At 30.4% G+C, this 16,607-nt stretch carries 17 protein-coding genes; 2 read left to right on the top strand and 15 right to left on the bottom strand.

From position 1 onward, the window contains the following. Nucleotides 1-4 precede the first annotated feature (4 nt). Nucleotides 5-1,180 carry a sporulation integral membrane protein YlbJ gene (gene ylbJ, locus KIB46_RS03620; RefSeq protein ID WP_291670893.1) on the top strand — a complete coding sequence of 392 codons (1,176 nt, stop codon included), beginning with the start codon at nt 5-7 and terminating at the stop codon, nt 1,178-1,180. On the opposite strand, the gene KIB46_RS03615 is transcribed toward ylbJ, so the two are convergent. The 6 genes from KIB46_RS03615 to KIB46_RS03590 form a co-directional block, all read right to left on the bottom strand. After that, nucleotides 1,160-1,705 (bottom strand): ATPase, encoded by a 546-nt coding sequence (locus KIB46_RS03615; protein WP_156558824.1) that lies wholly within the window; start codon nt 1,703-1,705, stop codon nt 1,160-1,162. The genes ylbJ and KIB46_RS03615 overlap by 21 nt on opposite strands. Nucleotides 1,706-1,718: 13 nt before the next feature. Next, nucleotides 1,719-2,198, bottom strand: coding sequence for a pantetheine-phosphate adenylyltransferase (gene coaD / locus KIB46_RS03610; RefSeq protein ID WP_156558823.1), 480 nt, complete (start codon nt 2,196-2,198; stop codon nt 1,719-1,721). A gap of 10 nt (nt 2,199-2,208) precedes the next feature. Continuing rightward, nucleotides 2,209-2,757, bottom strand: coding sequence for a 16S rRNA (guanine(966)-N(2))-methyltransferase RsmD (gene rsmD, locus KIB46_RS03605; protein WP_156558822.1), 549 nt, complete (start codon nt 2,755-2,757; stop codon nt 2,209-2,211). A gap of 66 nt (nt 2,758-2,823) precedes the next feature. After that, on the bottom strand, nt 2,824-4,860 hold the full coding sequence (gene recG / locus KIB46_RS03600; protein ID WP_291670892.1) for an ATP-dependent DNA helicase RecG: 2,037 nt from the start codon (nt 4,858-4,860) through the stop codon (nt 2,824-2,826). A 51-nt stretch (nt 4,861-4,911) separates the two neighbouring features. Beyond that, complete coding sequence (locus KIB46_RS03595) at nt 4,912-6,561, bottom strand: DAK2 domain-containing protein (RefSeq protein ID WP_156558820.1); 1,650 nt, start codon at nt 6,559-6,561, stop codon at nt 4,912-4,914. A gap of 11 nt (nt 6,562-6,572) precedes the next feature. Then, nucleotides 6,573-6,923, bottom strand: coding sequence for an Asp23/Gls24 family envelope stress response protein (locus KIB46_RS03590; protein WP_027097498.1), 351 nt, complete (start codon nt 6,921-6,923; stop codon nt 6,573-6,575). Nucleotides 6,924-7,120: 197 nt separating this feature from the next. Between KIB46_RS03590 and rpmB the strand changes: the two genes are divergently transcribed. Then, nucleotides 7,121-7,312, top strand: a complete 192-nt coding sequence (rpmB, locus tag KIB46_RS03585) for a 50S ribosomal protein L28 (RefSeq protein WP_027097497.1) — start codon at nt 7,121-7,123, stop codon at nt 7,310-7,312. Nucleotides 7,313-7,584: 272 nt separating this feature from the next. Here the strand turns inward: rpmB and KIB46_RS03580 are convergent, their stop codons facing one another. The 9 genes from KIB46_RS03580 to fmt form a co-directional block, all read right to left on the bottom strand. Continuing rightward, the gene (locus KIB46_RS03580) at nt 7,585-8,220 is read right to left on the bottom strand and encodes a thiamine diphosphokinase (RefSeq protein ID WP_156558819.1); all 636 of its coding nucleotides are present in this window, start codon (nt 8,218-8,220) and stop codon (nt 7,585-7,587) included. Continuing rightward, nucleotides 8,220-8,870 carry a ribulose-phosphate 3-epimerase gene (gene rpe / locus KIB46_RS03575; protein WP_156558818.1) on the bottom strand — a complete coding sequence of 217 codons (651 nt, stop codon included), beginning with the start codon at nt 8,868-8,870 and terminating at the stop codon, nt 8,220-8,222. Before rpe ends, KIB46_RS03580 begins: the two co-directional genes overlap by 1 nt. Beyond that, the gene (gene rsgA, locus KIB46_RS03570; protein ID WP_291670891.1) at nt 8,864-9,733 is read right to left on the bottom strand and encodes a ribosome small subunit-dependent GTPase A; all 870 of its coding nucleotides are present in this window, start codon (nt 9,731-9,733) and stop codon (nt 8,864-8,866) included. Before rsgA ends, rpe begins: the two co-directional genes overlap by 7 nt. Nucleotides 9,734-9,865: 132 nt before the next feature. Continuing rightward, nucleotides 9,866-11,845, bottom strand: coding sequence for a Stk1 family PASTA domain-containing Ser/Thr kinase (gene pknB, locus KIB46_RS03565; protein ID WP_291670890.1), 1,980 nt, complete (start codon nt 11,843-11,845; stop codon nt 9,866-9,868). Between the two features lies 1 nt (nt 11,846). Then, complete coding sequence (locus tag KIB46_RS03560) at nt 11,847-12,566, bottom strand: Stp1/IreP family PP2C-type Ser/Thr phosphatase (RefSeq protein WP_156558815.1); 720 nt, start codon at nt 12,564-12,566, stop codon at nt 11,847-11,849. A gap of 19 nt (nt 12,567-12,585) precedes the next feature. After that, a complete protein-coding gene (rlmN, locus tag KIB46_RS03555) occupies nt 12,586-13,629 on the bottom strand; it encodes a 23S rRNA (adenine(2503)-C(2))-methyltransferase RlmN (protein WP_291670889.1) in 1,044 nt (347 codons plus the stop codon). Between the two features lie 8 nt (nt 13,630-13,637). Further along, nucleotides 13,638-14,957 carry a 16S rRNA (cytosine(967)-C(5))-methyltransferase RsmB gene (rsmB, locus tag KIB46_RS03550; RefSeq protein ID WP_291670888.1) on the bottom strand — a complete coding sequence of 440 codons (1,320 nt, stop codon included), beginning with the start codon at nt 14,955-14,957 and terminating at the stop codon, nt 13,638-13,640. A gap of 12 nt (nt 14,958-14,969) precedes the next feature. Then, nucleotides 14,970-15,659 (bottom strand): zinc metallopeptidase, encoded by a 690-nt coding sequence (locus KIB46_RS03545; RefSeq protein WP_156558812.1) that lies wholly within the window; start codon nt 15,657-15,659, stop codon nt 14,970-14,972. 14 nt (nt 15,660-15,673) lie between these two features. Further along, entirely contained in the window at nt 15,674-16,600 is a 927-nt protein-coding gene (gene fmt / locus KIB46_RS03540; RefSeq protein WP_156558811.1) for a methionyl-tRNA formyltransferase, read from the bottom strand. Nucleotides 16,601-16,607 lie beyond the last annotated feature (7 nt).

Genomic DNA, 16,607 nt, shown 5'->3' with positions numbered 1-16,607 from the left:
TTTCATGTTAAGTATTATTTTCTTATGGCTTTTAATTATTCTATTAATTCAAATTTTATTTAAATTAATAGATATAAAAAAGAACTATATTATATCTTTTTTAATAAGCATACTTATAATTTTATTTTTTGTTAATTTAAAAGTATCTATGGCATCTGCAATTGAGGGATGTAAACTATGGTTTAAAGCAATGGTTCCTACATTATTTCCTTTTTTAGTAATCTGTAACTTATTAATATCTTATGATGGTATTTCCTTATATTCAAAAGTATTAGGTCCTTTTTTATGTAAACCACTAAGCTTATCAAAAGTATGCTCTTTCCCACTAACTGCCAGCTTTTTATGTGGATACCCTCTAGGAGCAAAGTATTGTACTGACATTTATGATTTAGGTTATATAAATAAAAAAGAATATTTCAGACTACTTAATATAGCTTCTAACTGCGGTCCTTTATTTATTGTAGGTTCAGTTTGTACTGCAATGCTAGGAAATGTAAAATTTGGGTATTTACTATTAATAGCAAATTATATTTCTTTAATTCTTATAGGACTATTTACAAGAAAGAATAAAGAAATATCCAATAATAATTCATCTAACTTATCAAGTCCAAAAATCAATTTTGGTCAAGCCTTTAAGAACGCAATAGATAATGCAATTTCTACTACCATACAAGTTGGTGGATTTATAGTCATCTTTTCAGTAATTATCGGCATAATAAAAAATAATGCTAATATAAGCATTATTTTTAATAATTTAGAATCATTTTTAAGTTTACCTAAAGACTCTATATATGCACTTTTTCTTGGCAGTATTGAAATCACTAACGGTTGTAATATAATAGCCAATTCTACATTAACAATACCATTAAAACTAAGTATAATAAGCTTCTTATGTTCTTTTTCCGGGCTATCAATAATAGCTCAAGTAAGTTCTTTTATTAGCAAGCATAATGTACCTATGTTTAGATATACTTTACTTAAGCTAGTTCAAGGAACCATAAGCTTTATAATAACCTTTATAGTTGCAAAGTTATTTGTAGGTAGTATAGCAACTTCTACTATAGTAACTCCTACAGTTCCTTATATAACAACATTTATGTATTTTATACCTTTTATAATAATTTTAGGTATATATGCAATAGGGAGAACCTTTAAAAAATTACTTTTTCATATCTCGTAGTTCTTTAATATTATCTTTAATGGTAGAGCTTATACCAGTGAAATTCTTATCTACGTCACTAGCAACTTCTTCAAAGCTTACTTGTAAAGCCTTTATAAGCTCTGCCTTCTTTACTTCTAATTCTCTATCAAGATCTGTTAATATTTCATCAGAATAGTCTCTTGACCCTAACCTTATGGCTTTTGCATCTCTTTGAGCAGCCGACACTATTTCCTGTGCTCTAATTTTAGCTTCTTTTACAACATCATGATTTTCAACATTTTGTCTCATCATTTCCATTGTTTCTTTCTTTATTGAGTCATACTCTTTTTTAGCTTCTGATAAAATTCTTTCTCTTTCATTCATAACCCATTGTGCCTTTTTAAATTGATCTGGTAGATAGTTTATTATTTGATCTATTACATCAAGTACTTCTTTCCTATCAACCATTGTTTTCCCACTAATAGGTACCTTCGGAGAATTTTCAATTAAATCTTGAAGATATTCTAATAATTCTACGATATTAACGTCCACGTTCTTATCCACAATACCACCCAACCTATTCCTTTATTTTTTTTACAATATCTTGAACTATATCACTAGGAACTAGTCCTTCTACACATCCACCAAATTTAGCAACTTGTTTAACAGCAGATGAACTTAAATATGAATATTGAGCAGAAGTCATCATAAATAAAGTTTCCACTTCTGGATCCAACTTATTGTTCATCAATGCCATTTGAAACTCATATTCAAAATCCGAAAAAGCTCTTAATCCCTTTAAAATTACATTTGCATCATACTTTTTCATAAAATCTATTAATAATCCATGAAAACTTACCACTTCAACATTAGGTAAATCTTTTGTTACTCTTTTTATTAACTCAACTCTCTCATCTATGTTAAACAATCCCTTTTTATCTACATTAACTAGTACCCCAACAATAAGCTTATCAAAGGTCTTTGATCCTCTTGTTATAATATCTAAATGTCCATTTGTTATTGGGTCAAAGCTTCCCGGATAAACAGCTATCTTCATTTTCTTCCCCCTAATATTTATAGAAACATACTGTAGTGTTTCCATATTTCTTACTTCTATCAAGCTTTATATCTTTATATCCTTCATATATCTCTTCTACAGAATCTATCTTTGTAACTATTATTCCATCCTCTACTAACATATCATTTTCTTCTATTAGTTTAATAGCTTCTGGAATCATTTCCCTACAATATGGAGGATCTATAAATATTAAATCAAATTTCTTACTCTTCTTCGCTAATAATCTTAAGGCATCATAAGAATCCATATTCATAGGATTACAAAAATCCTCAAATTTTAAATTTTTAACATTTTCCTTTAATAAAGGAAAAGTTGTGGAACTCTTATCTACTAGGTATACTTCCTTAGCCCCCCTACTTGCAGCTTCTAAACCTAAACTACCAGTCCCTGCAAAAACATCTACAACTACAGCATTAGGAATATATCCTTGAATCATGCTAAACATTGCCTCTTTAACTCTATCTAAAGTTGGTCTTGTTTCTAAGGTTGCTGGAGGAATTAATTTACGTCCTTTTGCTTTTCCTGCTATAATTCTCACTTCTTTTCTCCTCCTCGAAGTTTTATCACTAACATTTTATCATATTAGATAAATATATACAATTTATTAGTTAAAACATATATATTTGCTACTTTTTTCTAATCCTTGCTTAACTTCATATACTAGACGTTTATTATTCAAACCCTCAGACTCTAGCATTTTATTAGCTTCTCCCCTTGCACATTTTAAAATATTAATATCTTCATATATATCTGCTAACACTAGTCCTTCATCTCCACTTTGTCTCATCCCAAATACTTCACCAGTTCCTCTAAGCTTCATATCTTGCTCTGAAATGAAGAATCCATCTGTAGACTCTGTCATTATACTCATTCTTTTCTTAGTTACATTGCTCTTTGCATTAGCTATTAAAACACAATAAGATTCATATTGCCCTCTCCCTACTCTTCCTCTTAGTTGATGCAGCTGAGCCAATCCAAATCTTTCTGCATTTTCAATAATCATAACTGACGCATTAGGCACATTTACCCCTACTTCTATAACTGTAGTTGAAATTAAAACCTTAGTTTTATTTTCTTTAAATCTTGTTATTATCTCATCTTTTTCAGAAGGCTTCATTTTACCATGTAGAATTTCAACCTGAATATCATTAAATATTCCTTCTTTGAGTTTCTTATATATACTTTCTACAGAGTTTAACTTTTCCTTTTCATCCTCTTCTATTAATGGACAAACAATATAAACTTGTCTTCCCTTTTTAATTTCTCCAAGAGCTAATTCATAGGCACTATTTCTTGCTGATTCATTAAAAAATCTTGTATCAATTTTCTTTCTTCCAGGAGGAAGTTCATCTATTGCAGAAACATCTAAATCTGAATACAGATATAGTGCTAATGTTCTTGGAATAGGTGTAGCAGTCATTACCAACACATCTGCCCTTGCCCCCTTATTTATAAGCTTACTTCTTTGCTCTACTCCAAATCTATGTTGTTCATCAGTTATAACAAGGCCAAGTTTATTAAAATTAACATCCTCCTGAATTAGAGCATGAGTTCCTATTACAACTAAAGGTTTACTATCTGCAATTCTTTCTTTTATTCTTTTCTTTTCCTTTGCAGTAGTACTACCTGTAAGTAGTTCAATTTCCACTCCAAATTGTGATAATAACTTTTTAGCTTCTTCATAATGCTGACTTGCTAAAATTTCAGTAGGAACCATAAAAGCTGATTTATATCCATTTGTATATGCATTATATATTGCTATTAATGCTACTACAGTCTTACCACTTCCTACGTCTCCCTGAACTAATCTATTCATAGGATATGTACTTTTTTGATCTCTTAATATTTCTCTTACAACCCTTGCTTGTGCTCCAGTCAATTGGTAGGGAAGCGCTTCTCTAAGCTCTCCCATTCTTTCATTGTCCCAAGGAATACTAATACCTTTATTATTTTGTTTAATTTTTCTTTTTAATAAAAGTAACTTCATTGAATAAGTAAATAACTCTTGAAACTTTAATCTTGTTATGGCCTTTTCTAACATTTCCTTATCTTTAGGGAAATGAATTTCTCTTATAGCTTTATCTAAGGAAATCATTTTATACTTTTGACACATTTCTATTGGTAAATTTTCTGTTATCTTTATTGAATCAAGAACCAAACTAATAAGCTTTGTTATAAGTTTATCTGTTAAATCTCCCTTTAGGGGATATTTAGGTATTATTTCACTCTTTAGAGCATCTTCACACCCCACTAACGGATTAACTATCTCCAAAGTCTTTCCAACCCTTTTAAACTTTCCTATCAAATTATATGTAACACCAATTCTATAATTATTCTTTATGTATGGTTGATTAAACCACTTACCATCAACTCTATGCCCATTATAATCAAATTCTATTGTTGTTATAGTTTTTCCTGTTCTCGTTCTAACATCTCTTTTAAAAGCAACTACTTTACAACTTAGTATTTGCTTTTCTTCACCGTTAATCTCTTCAAAAGGTATGTTTCCATTAACAAATTCATAATCTCTTGGAAAATATAACAATAAATCAAGAATATTAAATATAGATACTTTATTAAGTTTTTCTAATACTTTAGGTCCTACTCCTTTTAAAGTAGATACTGAACTATATATATCCATTTTTTACTCCTTATATAACAAAAAGCACCCAAGGTGCTTTTTGAAAGAAATTTATTCTACTGATATAAAGAAATAATAAAGTGGTTGGTCTCCCTTATAACATTGAACATCACATTCATCATACTTTTCTTCTAGCTTAGAAATAAAACCATTTACTTCATCTTCATTTATATCTTCACCATAGAAAACAGTTATAAGCTCGCTATCTTCATCAACCATGTTTTCGATAACTTTTTCAGCTACTTCATAAGTATCTGCTCCAACTTCCTTAATCTTACCTTCGATTAATCCAAGTTTGTTACCTGCTTCTACCTTTTGGTTACTTCCTTCTAATTCAGTATCTCTTACAGCATAAGTTACTGAACCAGTTTTAACAGACTTCATTAATTCCTTTAATTCTTCTTCGTTTTCATCAACTTCTGCTTCTTGGTTAAACATAGTTACACAAGTAATACCTTGTGGTATTGAAGTTGTTGGAATTACTCTAACATCCTTCTCTGATATTTCTGAAGCTTGGTTTGCTGCCATAACAATATTCTTATTGTTTGGTAATATAAAAATATGTTCAGCATTTAGCTTGTTTACACACTCTAGTATATCTTGAGTTGATGGATTCATAGTCTGACCACCTTCAATTACGTAATCAACTCCTAAATCCTTAAATATATTTGATATACCTTCTCCCATAGCTACAGTAACAAATGCATATTTTTTAGCTTCTGCAGCTACTTCTTCATGTGCTTCTACTTCAGCATTAGCATATTCTTCTTCACTCATAAGAAGTTCTCTGTGTTCTTCTCTCATATTATCTATCTTAATCTTAGATAATTCTCCTAATTTTACTGCTTTTGCCAATACATCTCCAGGATCATTTGTATGGATATGAACCTTAATTACATCATCATAACCAACAACTATCATTGAGTCCCCTAGTGGTTCAATTTCATCTTGGAATGCTTTTGCATTGCTTGCATCACCTAAAATTATAAATTCAGTACAATATCCAAATTTAATGTCAGCTTCTGCAGTAGATTTTGCACCAACTGCTCCACCTTCGCTTACCTTTATATCCTTAACTTCTGCTTGAATTCCTTCTTTTAATGCAGCTGTCATACCTGAAAGGATTATGTATAATCCCATTCCTCCTGAGTCAACTACCTTAGCTTTCTTTAATGCTGGTAATAAATCTGGTGTCTTATCAAGCATAATTTTTGCAGCTTTTGTAGCTTCATCCATTAAATCTGCAACATCTGTCGCTTCAATTTCAATAGCTGCTTCTGCTGTTGCTCTTATTACTGATAGGATAGTACCTTCTGTTGGTCTCATTACAGCCTTATATGCTGAATTTGAGCCTTCTTTTAATGCCACAGCAATTTGAGCAGCATCTGCCTCTTCTAATCCTTCTAATCCCTTTGATATACCTCTTAATATTTGGGAAAGGATAACTCCAGAGTTACCTCTTGCTCCCATTAAAGCACCTTTAGCTAGTTTTTTAGAAACCTCTCCAATTGAAGTTGAGTTTATATTTTCAATTTCCTTAACTGCTGCCTTGAATGTCATAGACATATTAGTTCCTGTATCTCCATCTGGAACAGGGAAAACATTTAAAGAATTTACAAAATCGCTTTCCTCAGCCAATCTATTACTAGCATTCACGACCATGTTATAAAAATCACGGCCATTTATTGATTTATATTCCATCAGATTACCTCCTACACTCTTACCGCTTGAACATTAACTGTTATAGAAGAAACCTTTAATCCTGTAAAGTTTTCTACATTGTAACGTACCTTTTGTACTATATTGTTTGCAATAACAGAAATCTTAGTTCCGTATTCAACCATAACAAATAATTCTATATTTAACTTCTCATCTTCTGTAAGAGTCAACTTTACTCCCTTGCTTAAATTTTCAACTCTCATTAGTTCCCAAAAACCTTCAGTAGCGTTCTTAGATACCATTCCAACAACACCATAGCATTCCATAGTTGATAAACCAACTATTTTTGCTAAAACCTCATCAGAGTAATGTATATATCCATTTTCTTTAGAAAATCCAACCATTACAATTCCTCCTCATACTATCCTTAACTTCTATTTTAGCTTAGAAATATATTTTATTCAAGAATTATCTACCACAATACCTATCTCATCTCAATTTATTTTATATTTTACTTGCAAATATTATACTAGATGTGGTAAAATCGTATTTGTCCTATTGAAGAGAACTTTATCTTCACTATATAAGGAGGTGTTTTCAAGTGGCAAGAAGATGCGAAGTATGTAATAAAGGTGTTGTTTCTGGAGTACAGTACAGCCATTCACATCGTCAATCAAAGAGAACTTGGGCTCCTAACATAAAGAGAGTAAAGGCTTTAGTTAACGGAACACCAAAGACAGTTCACGTATGTACAAGATGCCTTAGATCTGGTAAGGTTCAAAGAGCAATATAAGTTCAAATAGAAAAATGCAATGCTTAAGCAATGCATTTTTTTATGCTTTAAAAAGCCGGAAGTTTATAACCTCCGGCTTTTTCTATTTTCTATTCATTTTAAAGTTATGTATTATTTTTTTCTTCTAAAGAACCTTATAAAACTCGAAATGAATCTTGGTAATTTTATAGCTACTATCTTCATAAAATCCTCCCATTTAAATTATTAAAAAACCACCAAATTTTCTCTTTATTCTATTGTATGAATAAAAAGTCAATTTGGTGATTACTTTTTTAATCTTTAGGAAAATTAACTAAAATTACTCCACTTTCAAATGTAATTCTTATATCTTCATCCAAAAACTCATTACATATAGCCCTAGGCTCCAATAATTTCATATCATAGTCTTTTAATTTATACTTTCCACCTATTATATTAAGTTTTTTAACCTCATCGCTTAAAGCATGAAAACTAATTGTTTCTCCATAACTTCCTTTAAAAGTTGCCTCTTTATTTACAACAAACATTCTATTATTATCATCAATAATTTCTAAATGAACATTATCAATTATTGAATTCATAAAAAGTCCTAAGTTGCCAAGCATATGATCAACTCTTGTGCCTGTTGCTCCAAATAAAAGAATTTTATCTGCCCCATTTTCAATAGCTGTAATATATCCCAAATGAGTGTCTGAATAATCTTTTTCTGAATTATAAGTTAATATATGAATATTTTTATTATTTAATACCTCATATACATCCTTATTTATAGAATCAAAGTCACCTAAGGCTAAGTCTATATGAATATCATATTCTACTAATGTATTACATCCCTTATCTACTCCAATTATTAAATCACCTTCTTGGATATAGCTCTTTAGTAACTTTTCTGATGGAGGTGTGCCACCACTTACAATAATTGCTCTCATTAAACACTTTCCTTTAATAATTTAATGTTTTCTTCAATCTTATTGTCCTTAAATACTGCTGATCCTGCAACAACAACAGTAGCTCCTGCTTCAACAATTTCCTTTATGTTGTTAGCTCCTACACCACCATCTACTTGTATCATTAAATCATTGTTATATTTTTTCTTTAACTCATTTACTTCTCTTATCTTTTCAAGAGAATAATCAATAAACTTTTGACCTCCAAAACCTGGATTTACAGACATAATTAAAACCATATCTAATTGTGGTATTAAATCCTTTATTAGACATACAGGTGTACCAGGATTTAATGCTAGTCCTACTTTTACGCCTTTAGATTTTACATATTGTATTGCTCTATCTATATGTACCTCTGATTCATAATGAATTGTAATTAAATCTGAACCTGCATCTACAAAATCATCTATAAATCTAGTTGGGTTTTCAACCATTAAATGAACATCAAAAACCTTATCACTCTTATCTCTTAGAGCTTTAACAACAGGAGCACCTATTGTTATATTTGGAACAAATGCTCCATCCATTACATCTATATGTATCCAGTCGGCACCTGCTTCAGATACCCTCTTAACATCCTCTCCTAGTTTTGCAAAATCTGCTGATAATATTGACGGTGATATTTTTACCATCTATATTTCCTCCCCTCAAGTATTTCTTCTAATGTTCTTATATAAAATTCATATCTATGTTTATTAATTTTACCTTCTTCAACAGCTTCCTTTATTGCACATCCTGGTTCTTTATGGTGTAAACATCCTCTAAACTTGCATCCATTATTAAGTTCTTCAAACTCAGGAAAACAATATTTTAAATCATCCTTATCAATAAAAGTTACATCTAATGTAGAGAATCCCGGTGTATCTACAATATATCCACCTGATACTTCTATAATTTCACTATGTCTTGTAGTATGTCTACCTCTACCTATTTTTTCACTAACAACACCTGTTTCCATGTGTTCTCTATCACTTAATGTATTTATTAATGTAGACTTTCCTGCACCTGATGGACCACATAAAACAGTTATATTATCCTTCATTCTTTCTTTAAGTAACTCTATACCTTCACCTTTTTTTGCGTTTATATAAAGCACTTCATATCCAATATCATTGATTTTCTTTTTTACTTCTTCTCTTTCTTCATTTGTTACTAAATCTATTTTATTTAAACATACTATTGCTTCAATATTATTGCTTTCGCATAGTACTAAAAATCTATTTAATAAGTCAAAATTTAAATCTGGATTTTTTATAGCAAATACAACAAAAGCCAATGTTACATTTGCAACTGTAGGTCTAATAAGTTCTGATTTTCTTTCATGAATATCTTCTATTACACCTTTGCCATTTTCAATTTTAATTGTAACATCATCTCCAACCATAGGTTTCATATCCTTATGACGAAATTTTCCTCTTGCTTTACATTCTATTATTCCTTCAGATGTTTTTATATAATAAAAGCCACCTATACCTTTAATTATTTTTCCTTCCATACTTCCTCCATGATTGTATTTCTATTATATATAATAACCAGATTTAATCTATAATTGCAATTAATTTTAGAAATTAAGTCAAAATAAAAAGGAATCTACACATTAAATGTAAACTCCTTCTTCATTTCTTATTTATTCTTTAGGATCAGCTGGTGGTACTTGTTCTTCAACTTTTTCAGAAAATATAGTAACCTTTGTAGACTTCGTTATCGCCTCTGGAGGATCCCATTTTACTACAACACCATTACTATCACCATTAATAACTACCTTAGTAAAACCAGCATCCTCTAGTGCCTTTTTAGCATCTGATGCCTTCATTCCTACTTTAATAAAGCTATCAACAAATACTTTTTCTTCTTTTAATTTACCAATCTTAAGTTGAATCTTAGTTCCTTCCGCTACTGAAGTTCCATATGCATGAGATGTCCATGCTATCTTTCCAACTAACTTCTCATCAGTAACTTCAACTTCTCCAACTACACTTCCATCTAAATTTAACTTAGTTAATTCTCTAATTGCTTCATCTCTATCTTTTCCAATTAAATCTGGCATTGGTTGATAAGTAGTTTTCTTTCCTTCACTTACAACTATAGTTATTGCTGCATCTTCAGTTATTTCTTTATCTTTTTCAGGATTTGTACTTATTACTTTACCTTTTTCTATATCATCTGAAAACTCATACTTAATATCATAGTTTTTCAAATTTAGTTTATCTAAAGTAGCTTTTGCGTCTGCTTCAGTTTCTTCAACTAAATTTGGCATTTTTATCTTAGTAACACCTGCACTAGTTATAACTCTTACCTCTGATCCCTTTTCAACTTCTTTTCCTGCTTCAGGATCAAATTTAATTACAGTACCTTCTTCCTCATCACTCTTTTCAGTTCCTGCATCTACATACTCTAATCCTGCATCTTCAATTGCTTTTTTAGCTTCTTCAAGAGTCATTCCTTTTAAATCTGGAACCTTAACAGTTTTAGTACCTGAGAATCCCCCAGATATAGCAAATGCTCCTACACCTAATAAAAGTAATCCTAAAACTACAGCCACACCTATTATTAAGTTTTTATAAGATTTTTTCTTTTTCTTCTTACCATCATACTCATCATCGTCATCATCTTCATCATAGTAGTCATCATCATAATACTCATCATCTTCATCATCTTCATCATCTTCATAATACTCATCTTCTAAAGCTTTATTAACAGACTTAGTATTATCTGGTGTATTAACACTACCCATGATTATTGTGTGTTCATTTTCTTCATTTTCAACAACATCATTAATCACAGCATTAGGATCTTCCTTAATCTTTTGAAGATCATTAATAATATCTCTAGCATTTTGATATCTCATACCTGGATCTTTCTCCATAGCCTTTATAATTAATTTATTAAGACTTTCTGGTATTTTCGAATTAATTTGTTTTGGTGGCACTACCTCTTCTTGTATATGTTTTAAAGCTATTGTTACTGGAGAATCAGCTTCAAAAGGAACTCTTCCAGTAACCATTTCATACAATACAACTCCTAGAGAGTATAAATCAGTTCTATTATCAACTAAAGTTCCTTTAGCTTGTTCTGGAGAAAAATAATGTGCAGATCCCATTATAGTTGTTGTATTTGTAAGAGTAGCAGAACTTGTTGATTTAGCTATACCAAAATCAGTAACCTTTATTAAACCTTCTTCTGTAACTAAAATATTTTGTGGTTTAACATCCCTATGAATAATATTGTTTTTATGAGCACATTCTAATGCTTTTGCAATTTGAATAGCTATAGTAATTGCAGTTTCATAATTTAATTTACCAAACTGTTTTATCAACTCTTTTAAAGTTTTGCCCTTAACATACTCCATAACTATATAGTTAATATCATCTTGGCTTCCAACATCTAAAATATTTACTATATTGTTATCTGAAAGTGCTGCTATAGCAGTTGCTTCCCTTTTAAATTTATTTACTATATCTTCGTTATCTGACATCTCTTTCTTCAGTACTTTTACAGCTACATATCTATTAAGCTTATTGCATCTAGCTTTATAAACAACAGACATGCCACCTTCACCTATTTTTTCTTCTATCTCGTACCTATTACCTAAAATTTCTCCTATCATCTTACATCTCTCCTCCAAACAACAAAACTGTTATGTTATCTCTTCCACCTTTATACTTTGCTATATTAACAAGTCTTTCACAGGCTAATGATAAATCTTTTTCTTCATTAATTACTTTGATGATATCTTCTTTAGTAAGTTCATTAGTTAATCCATCAGAACACAATATATATTTATTATAATTGTTTTTAATTATATCAAATATATCAACATCTACCTTATCACTTGTACCAATTGCTCTAGTTATAATATTCTTTTTTGGATGATTAGCAGCCTCATTTTCAGAAATAGATCCAGAATCAACTAGCTCTTGCACTAAAGAATGATCCTTTGTTATCTTTATAATTTCATTGTTAGTAATACCAAAACAAGAACTATCACCGACATTAGCTATTTTAGTCCAATCACGAGTAATTAAACAAGCAGTTATTGTTGTCCCCATTCCACTTAAACAATCATTTTTTAATGAATGTAAATAGATATCCTTATTAACTTTTTCTATTGCATTTTTTAATACTACATCTTTAGTATTTTCATTGAAATTCTCTCCAACATAGCTTATGATTCCTTCTGCTGCCATTTTACTAGCAACTTCACCAGCATTATGTCCGCCCATTCCATCTGCAACAACATAAATTTTAAAATTATTACATTCTAAATACTTGGCATAATCTTCATTTAAATTTCTGACCATACCTATATCGCTCAATATACCTACCATACAATCTCCCCCCTTTTAGTTATACTAGCTTAATGTCATTCTTTTTTATATAACTTCTTCTTAATTGTCCACAGGCCGCATTAATATCGCTTCCCATTTCTCTTCTAACAGTTACTTCTAGGCCAGTATTTTTTAATATATTTTCAAAGTTTTGAATTGTCTTTTCTGAAGACCTTTTAAAACTATTTTCTTTAACTTCATTTACAGGGATTAAGTTTACATGACATAACATTCCTTTTAGTAATTTTCCTAAAGCCTTTGCATCTTCGCTTCCATCATTAACGTCTTTTACTAAAGAGTATTCAAATGTTATTCTTCTCTTAGTCTTTTCTATGTAGTAATTACATGCTTCTAATATTTCTTTTATTGAATATTTATTAGCTATTGGCATAATCTCTTTTCTTTTTTCATCATTGAAAGCATGCAGTGAAATTGCTAGCGTTATGCTTAGCTCCTTATCTGCTAATTCATACATTTTAGGAACAATTCCACATGTAGAAAGAGTTATATGTCTTTGACCTATGTTCAAGCCATAATCTGCATTTACTATTTCTAAGAATTTCATTACATTATCAAAATTATCTAGTGGCTCTCCACTTCCCATTAAGACAATATTAGAAATTCTTTCCCCAGTAATCTTCTGAGCGACTAATATTTGCGAAATTATCTCACCAGCAGTAAGATTTCTTATTCTTCCCCCTAAGGTAGAGGCACAGAATTTACATCCCATTCTGCACCCTACTTGTGTAGAAACACATATTGAATTTCCATGTTTATACTTCATTATTACTGTTTCTATTAAATTACCATCCTTAAAAGCTAATAATAACTTTTTAGTACCATCTACTTTTGAAATATATTCTTCCTCAACCTTTGGAATTCCAAAATAAAAGTTATTGCTTAATTTATCTTTCAAGTTCTTCGGAATATTTTTCATTTCTTCAAAATTCCATACTTCTTTATATATCCAAGAAATAACTTGTTTAGCTCTAAAGGCACTTTCTCCATTTTCTTTCATCCAAGTTGATAACTCTTCTTGTGTATAATCTAATATATTCTCCATAGTTTCTCCTAGTTTTTCTTAATCTTAGCTACAAAGAACCCATCCATATATTCATTTGGTAATATTGTTAAAGTTCCCATTTGGTCGTAACAAAGATTTGCTCCCTTACCTATAAACACCTTTTCTATAGTTGCATCTTTGTGCTTACTTAAGAACCATTTAATATTTTCTTCATTTTCTTCTTTATTTAATGTACAAGTTGAATATACCATAACTCCACCTGTCTTTAAATATTCCCAAGCATTTTCAAGAATTTCTCTTTGAACTTCCACTATTTCCTTTAAGTCTTTTCTCTTTTTAGTCCATTTTATTTCAGGTTTCTTTCTTATTATCCCTATACCTGAGCAAGGTACATCTAGTAATACTCTATCAGCATAAGATACTAATTTAGCATCAAGTTTAGTAGCATCCATCTGAGCTAACTTTATGTTTGTTATTCCAAGTCTTTCATAGTTTTCTTTAACTAATTCTAACTTATTTTCGTGCAAATCAAAACCTAATACTTCACCAGTATTATTTAATAATTCACCTATATGAGTAGTCTTACCTCCTGGTGCACAACATAAATCTAGCACCTTCATACCTTCTTCTAAATCAAGTAAAGGTGAAATAAGCATTGCACTTTCATCTTGCACTGTTATTTTTCCATCCACAAAAGCCTGGTTATTTTCAATTCCCTTTCCACCTTTTATAGATATAGCTTCAGGACAAATGCACCCTTCCTCTATATTATATCCAGCTTCCTCAAGTTCTTCATATACCTCTTCATAATCTCCTTTAATGCTATTTACTCTAACAGTCATCTTTGGAGTATTATTTAATCCTTCTAGTATTTCAAGTGCTTCATGTTCACCATATTGTTTTATAAACATTCTAACCATCCATGGTTCAAATGATAAATCAAAGGCTATTTCATCAATTTTATTTCTAAATATAATATCAAATTTACCTTCTTTTTTAACAAAGTTTCTTAAAATACCATTTACTAATTTTGAATCTTTATCTGATATCTCTTTTGCTTCTTCTACTGCTTCATTACATGCAGCATATGAAGGAACCTTATCAAGATAGTTCATTTGGTATACTGCCACTCTTAAAATATTTAATATCTTTTTATCCATTATAGATATATCTTTTACAAAAGAAGCTATTATAGTATCTATAGTCTTTAATCTTCTTAAAGTTCCATATACGATTTCTGTAACTAATGCCTTATCCTTATCTGATAAATCAGAATTATTTAATTCATTAGATAAAATTATATTTGAATACGCTCCTTCATTGATTATTCTTTCTAGTATATTTATTGCTACTTTTCTACAGTTCATATCGCTACCTCTTTAATCATCTCTTCTACTTATTAAAATTAAACGTACTAATTGTAATACTGCCATTAATGCTGCTGCCACATAAGTCAACGCTGCTGCTCTTAATACCTTTTTTGCACCATCAACCTCATCCCCATATAATATTCCTCTACTGTTTAAAATTCCAAGGGCTCTACTAGATGCATTAAATTCTACTGGCAAAGTAATTAGTTGAAAAATCACTGTTGCTGAGAATAAGAATATTCCTATTGTCACTAATGGTTCAAATGAAAAGAATATACCTGCAAAAAATAATACCCATGAAAAAGAACTACTAAAATTCACTGCTGGTACTATTGCATTTCTTATAATAAGCGGACTATATTCTTGCTGGTATTGTATTGCATGACCTACTTCATGTGCTGCAATTCCTGCTGCTGCAATAGTTGACCCATTATATACCTCTGGTGATAGTCTTATTACACCACTCCTAGGATCATAATGATCTCCTAAGCTTCTTTCGCATCTTTCAATTGAAATTCCTTGAAGTCCTGCTTCATTTAACATCATTCTTGCTACTTGTTCACCAGTATATCCATTTAAGCTTCTAACCCTTTTATACTTATTAAACGCTGAATTCACCATCATTTGAGCTATAAAGCTTAAAATAACTGCTGGTATTAATATTAAGAATGTAGGGTCAAGGTAATATCCATAAGGCATCTTTAACCACTCCTCTATCCTAATTTTTCTTTTTTCTCAATCTTATGCCCATTTATATATTGTTCTATGGTTAAAGGCTTTCCATTTGGAAGCTGAATCTTTTTTACTAATAAAACATCACTTCCACAAGAAACCTTCATACCTTCCTTTGTTGCACTAATAATTGTGCCTGGCTCTTCTTTACTTTCTTCGTTTAATGGATTACTTTCATAAATTTTCATTCTTTCACCCTTAAAGTTTGTGAAAGCTATTGGCCACGGATTTAGCCCTCTTATAATATTATGAATATTTTTAGCACTATCATTCCAATTTATCTCTGCTATCTCTTTATTGAGCATTTTTGCATAGAATGTTTCATCGCTTTGCTTTTCTGGAATTATAGTATTATTTTTAATCCCTTCAATAGTATTAACTAAAAGGTCTGCTCCTCTATCTTTAAGTATATCATATAGTTCACCAGCAGTCATATTCTCTGGTATTTCTACTTCATCCTTTAATAGCATATCTCCAGTATCTAAGCCAACATCCATAAGCATAGTTGTATTTCCAGACTTCTTTTCACCTTTAATTATTGCCCAATTTATAGGTGCAGCACCTCTATACATTGGTAATAAAGATCCATGTAGGTTAATGCATCCATTCTTAGGTATATCTAACACTTCTTTTGTTAATATTTGACCAAAAGCAACAACTATTATAAAGTCAGGATTAATAGATTTTAATTTTTCTATCATCTCTCTATCATCCTTAAGCTTTATAGGTTGATACACATCTATATTATTTTCTAATGCAACTTCCTTAACTGGTGAAAAAGCTACTTTTTTACCTCTTCCTTTTGGTCTATCTGGCTGTGTAAATACTGCACAAACATCATATTTTTCAATTAGCTTCTTTAATGAAGGAACAGCAAAATCAGGTGTTCCCATAAAAACTATCTTCATAAGTTAT

Origin of the sequence: Clostridium sp. (assembly GCF_018372875.1) — a bacterium.
Classification (GTDB): domain Bacteria; phylum Bacillota; class Clostridia; order Clostridiales; family Clostridiaceae; genus Clostridium.
Note: the sequence above shows the minus strand (reverse complement) of the source record. Positions and strands in the feature narration are given on the sequence as shown.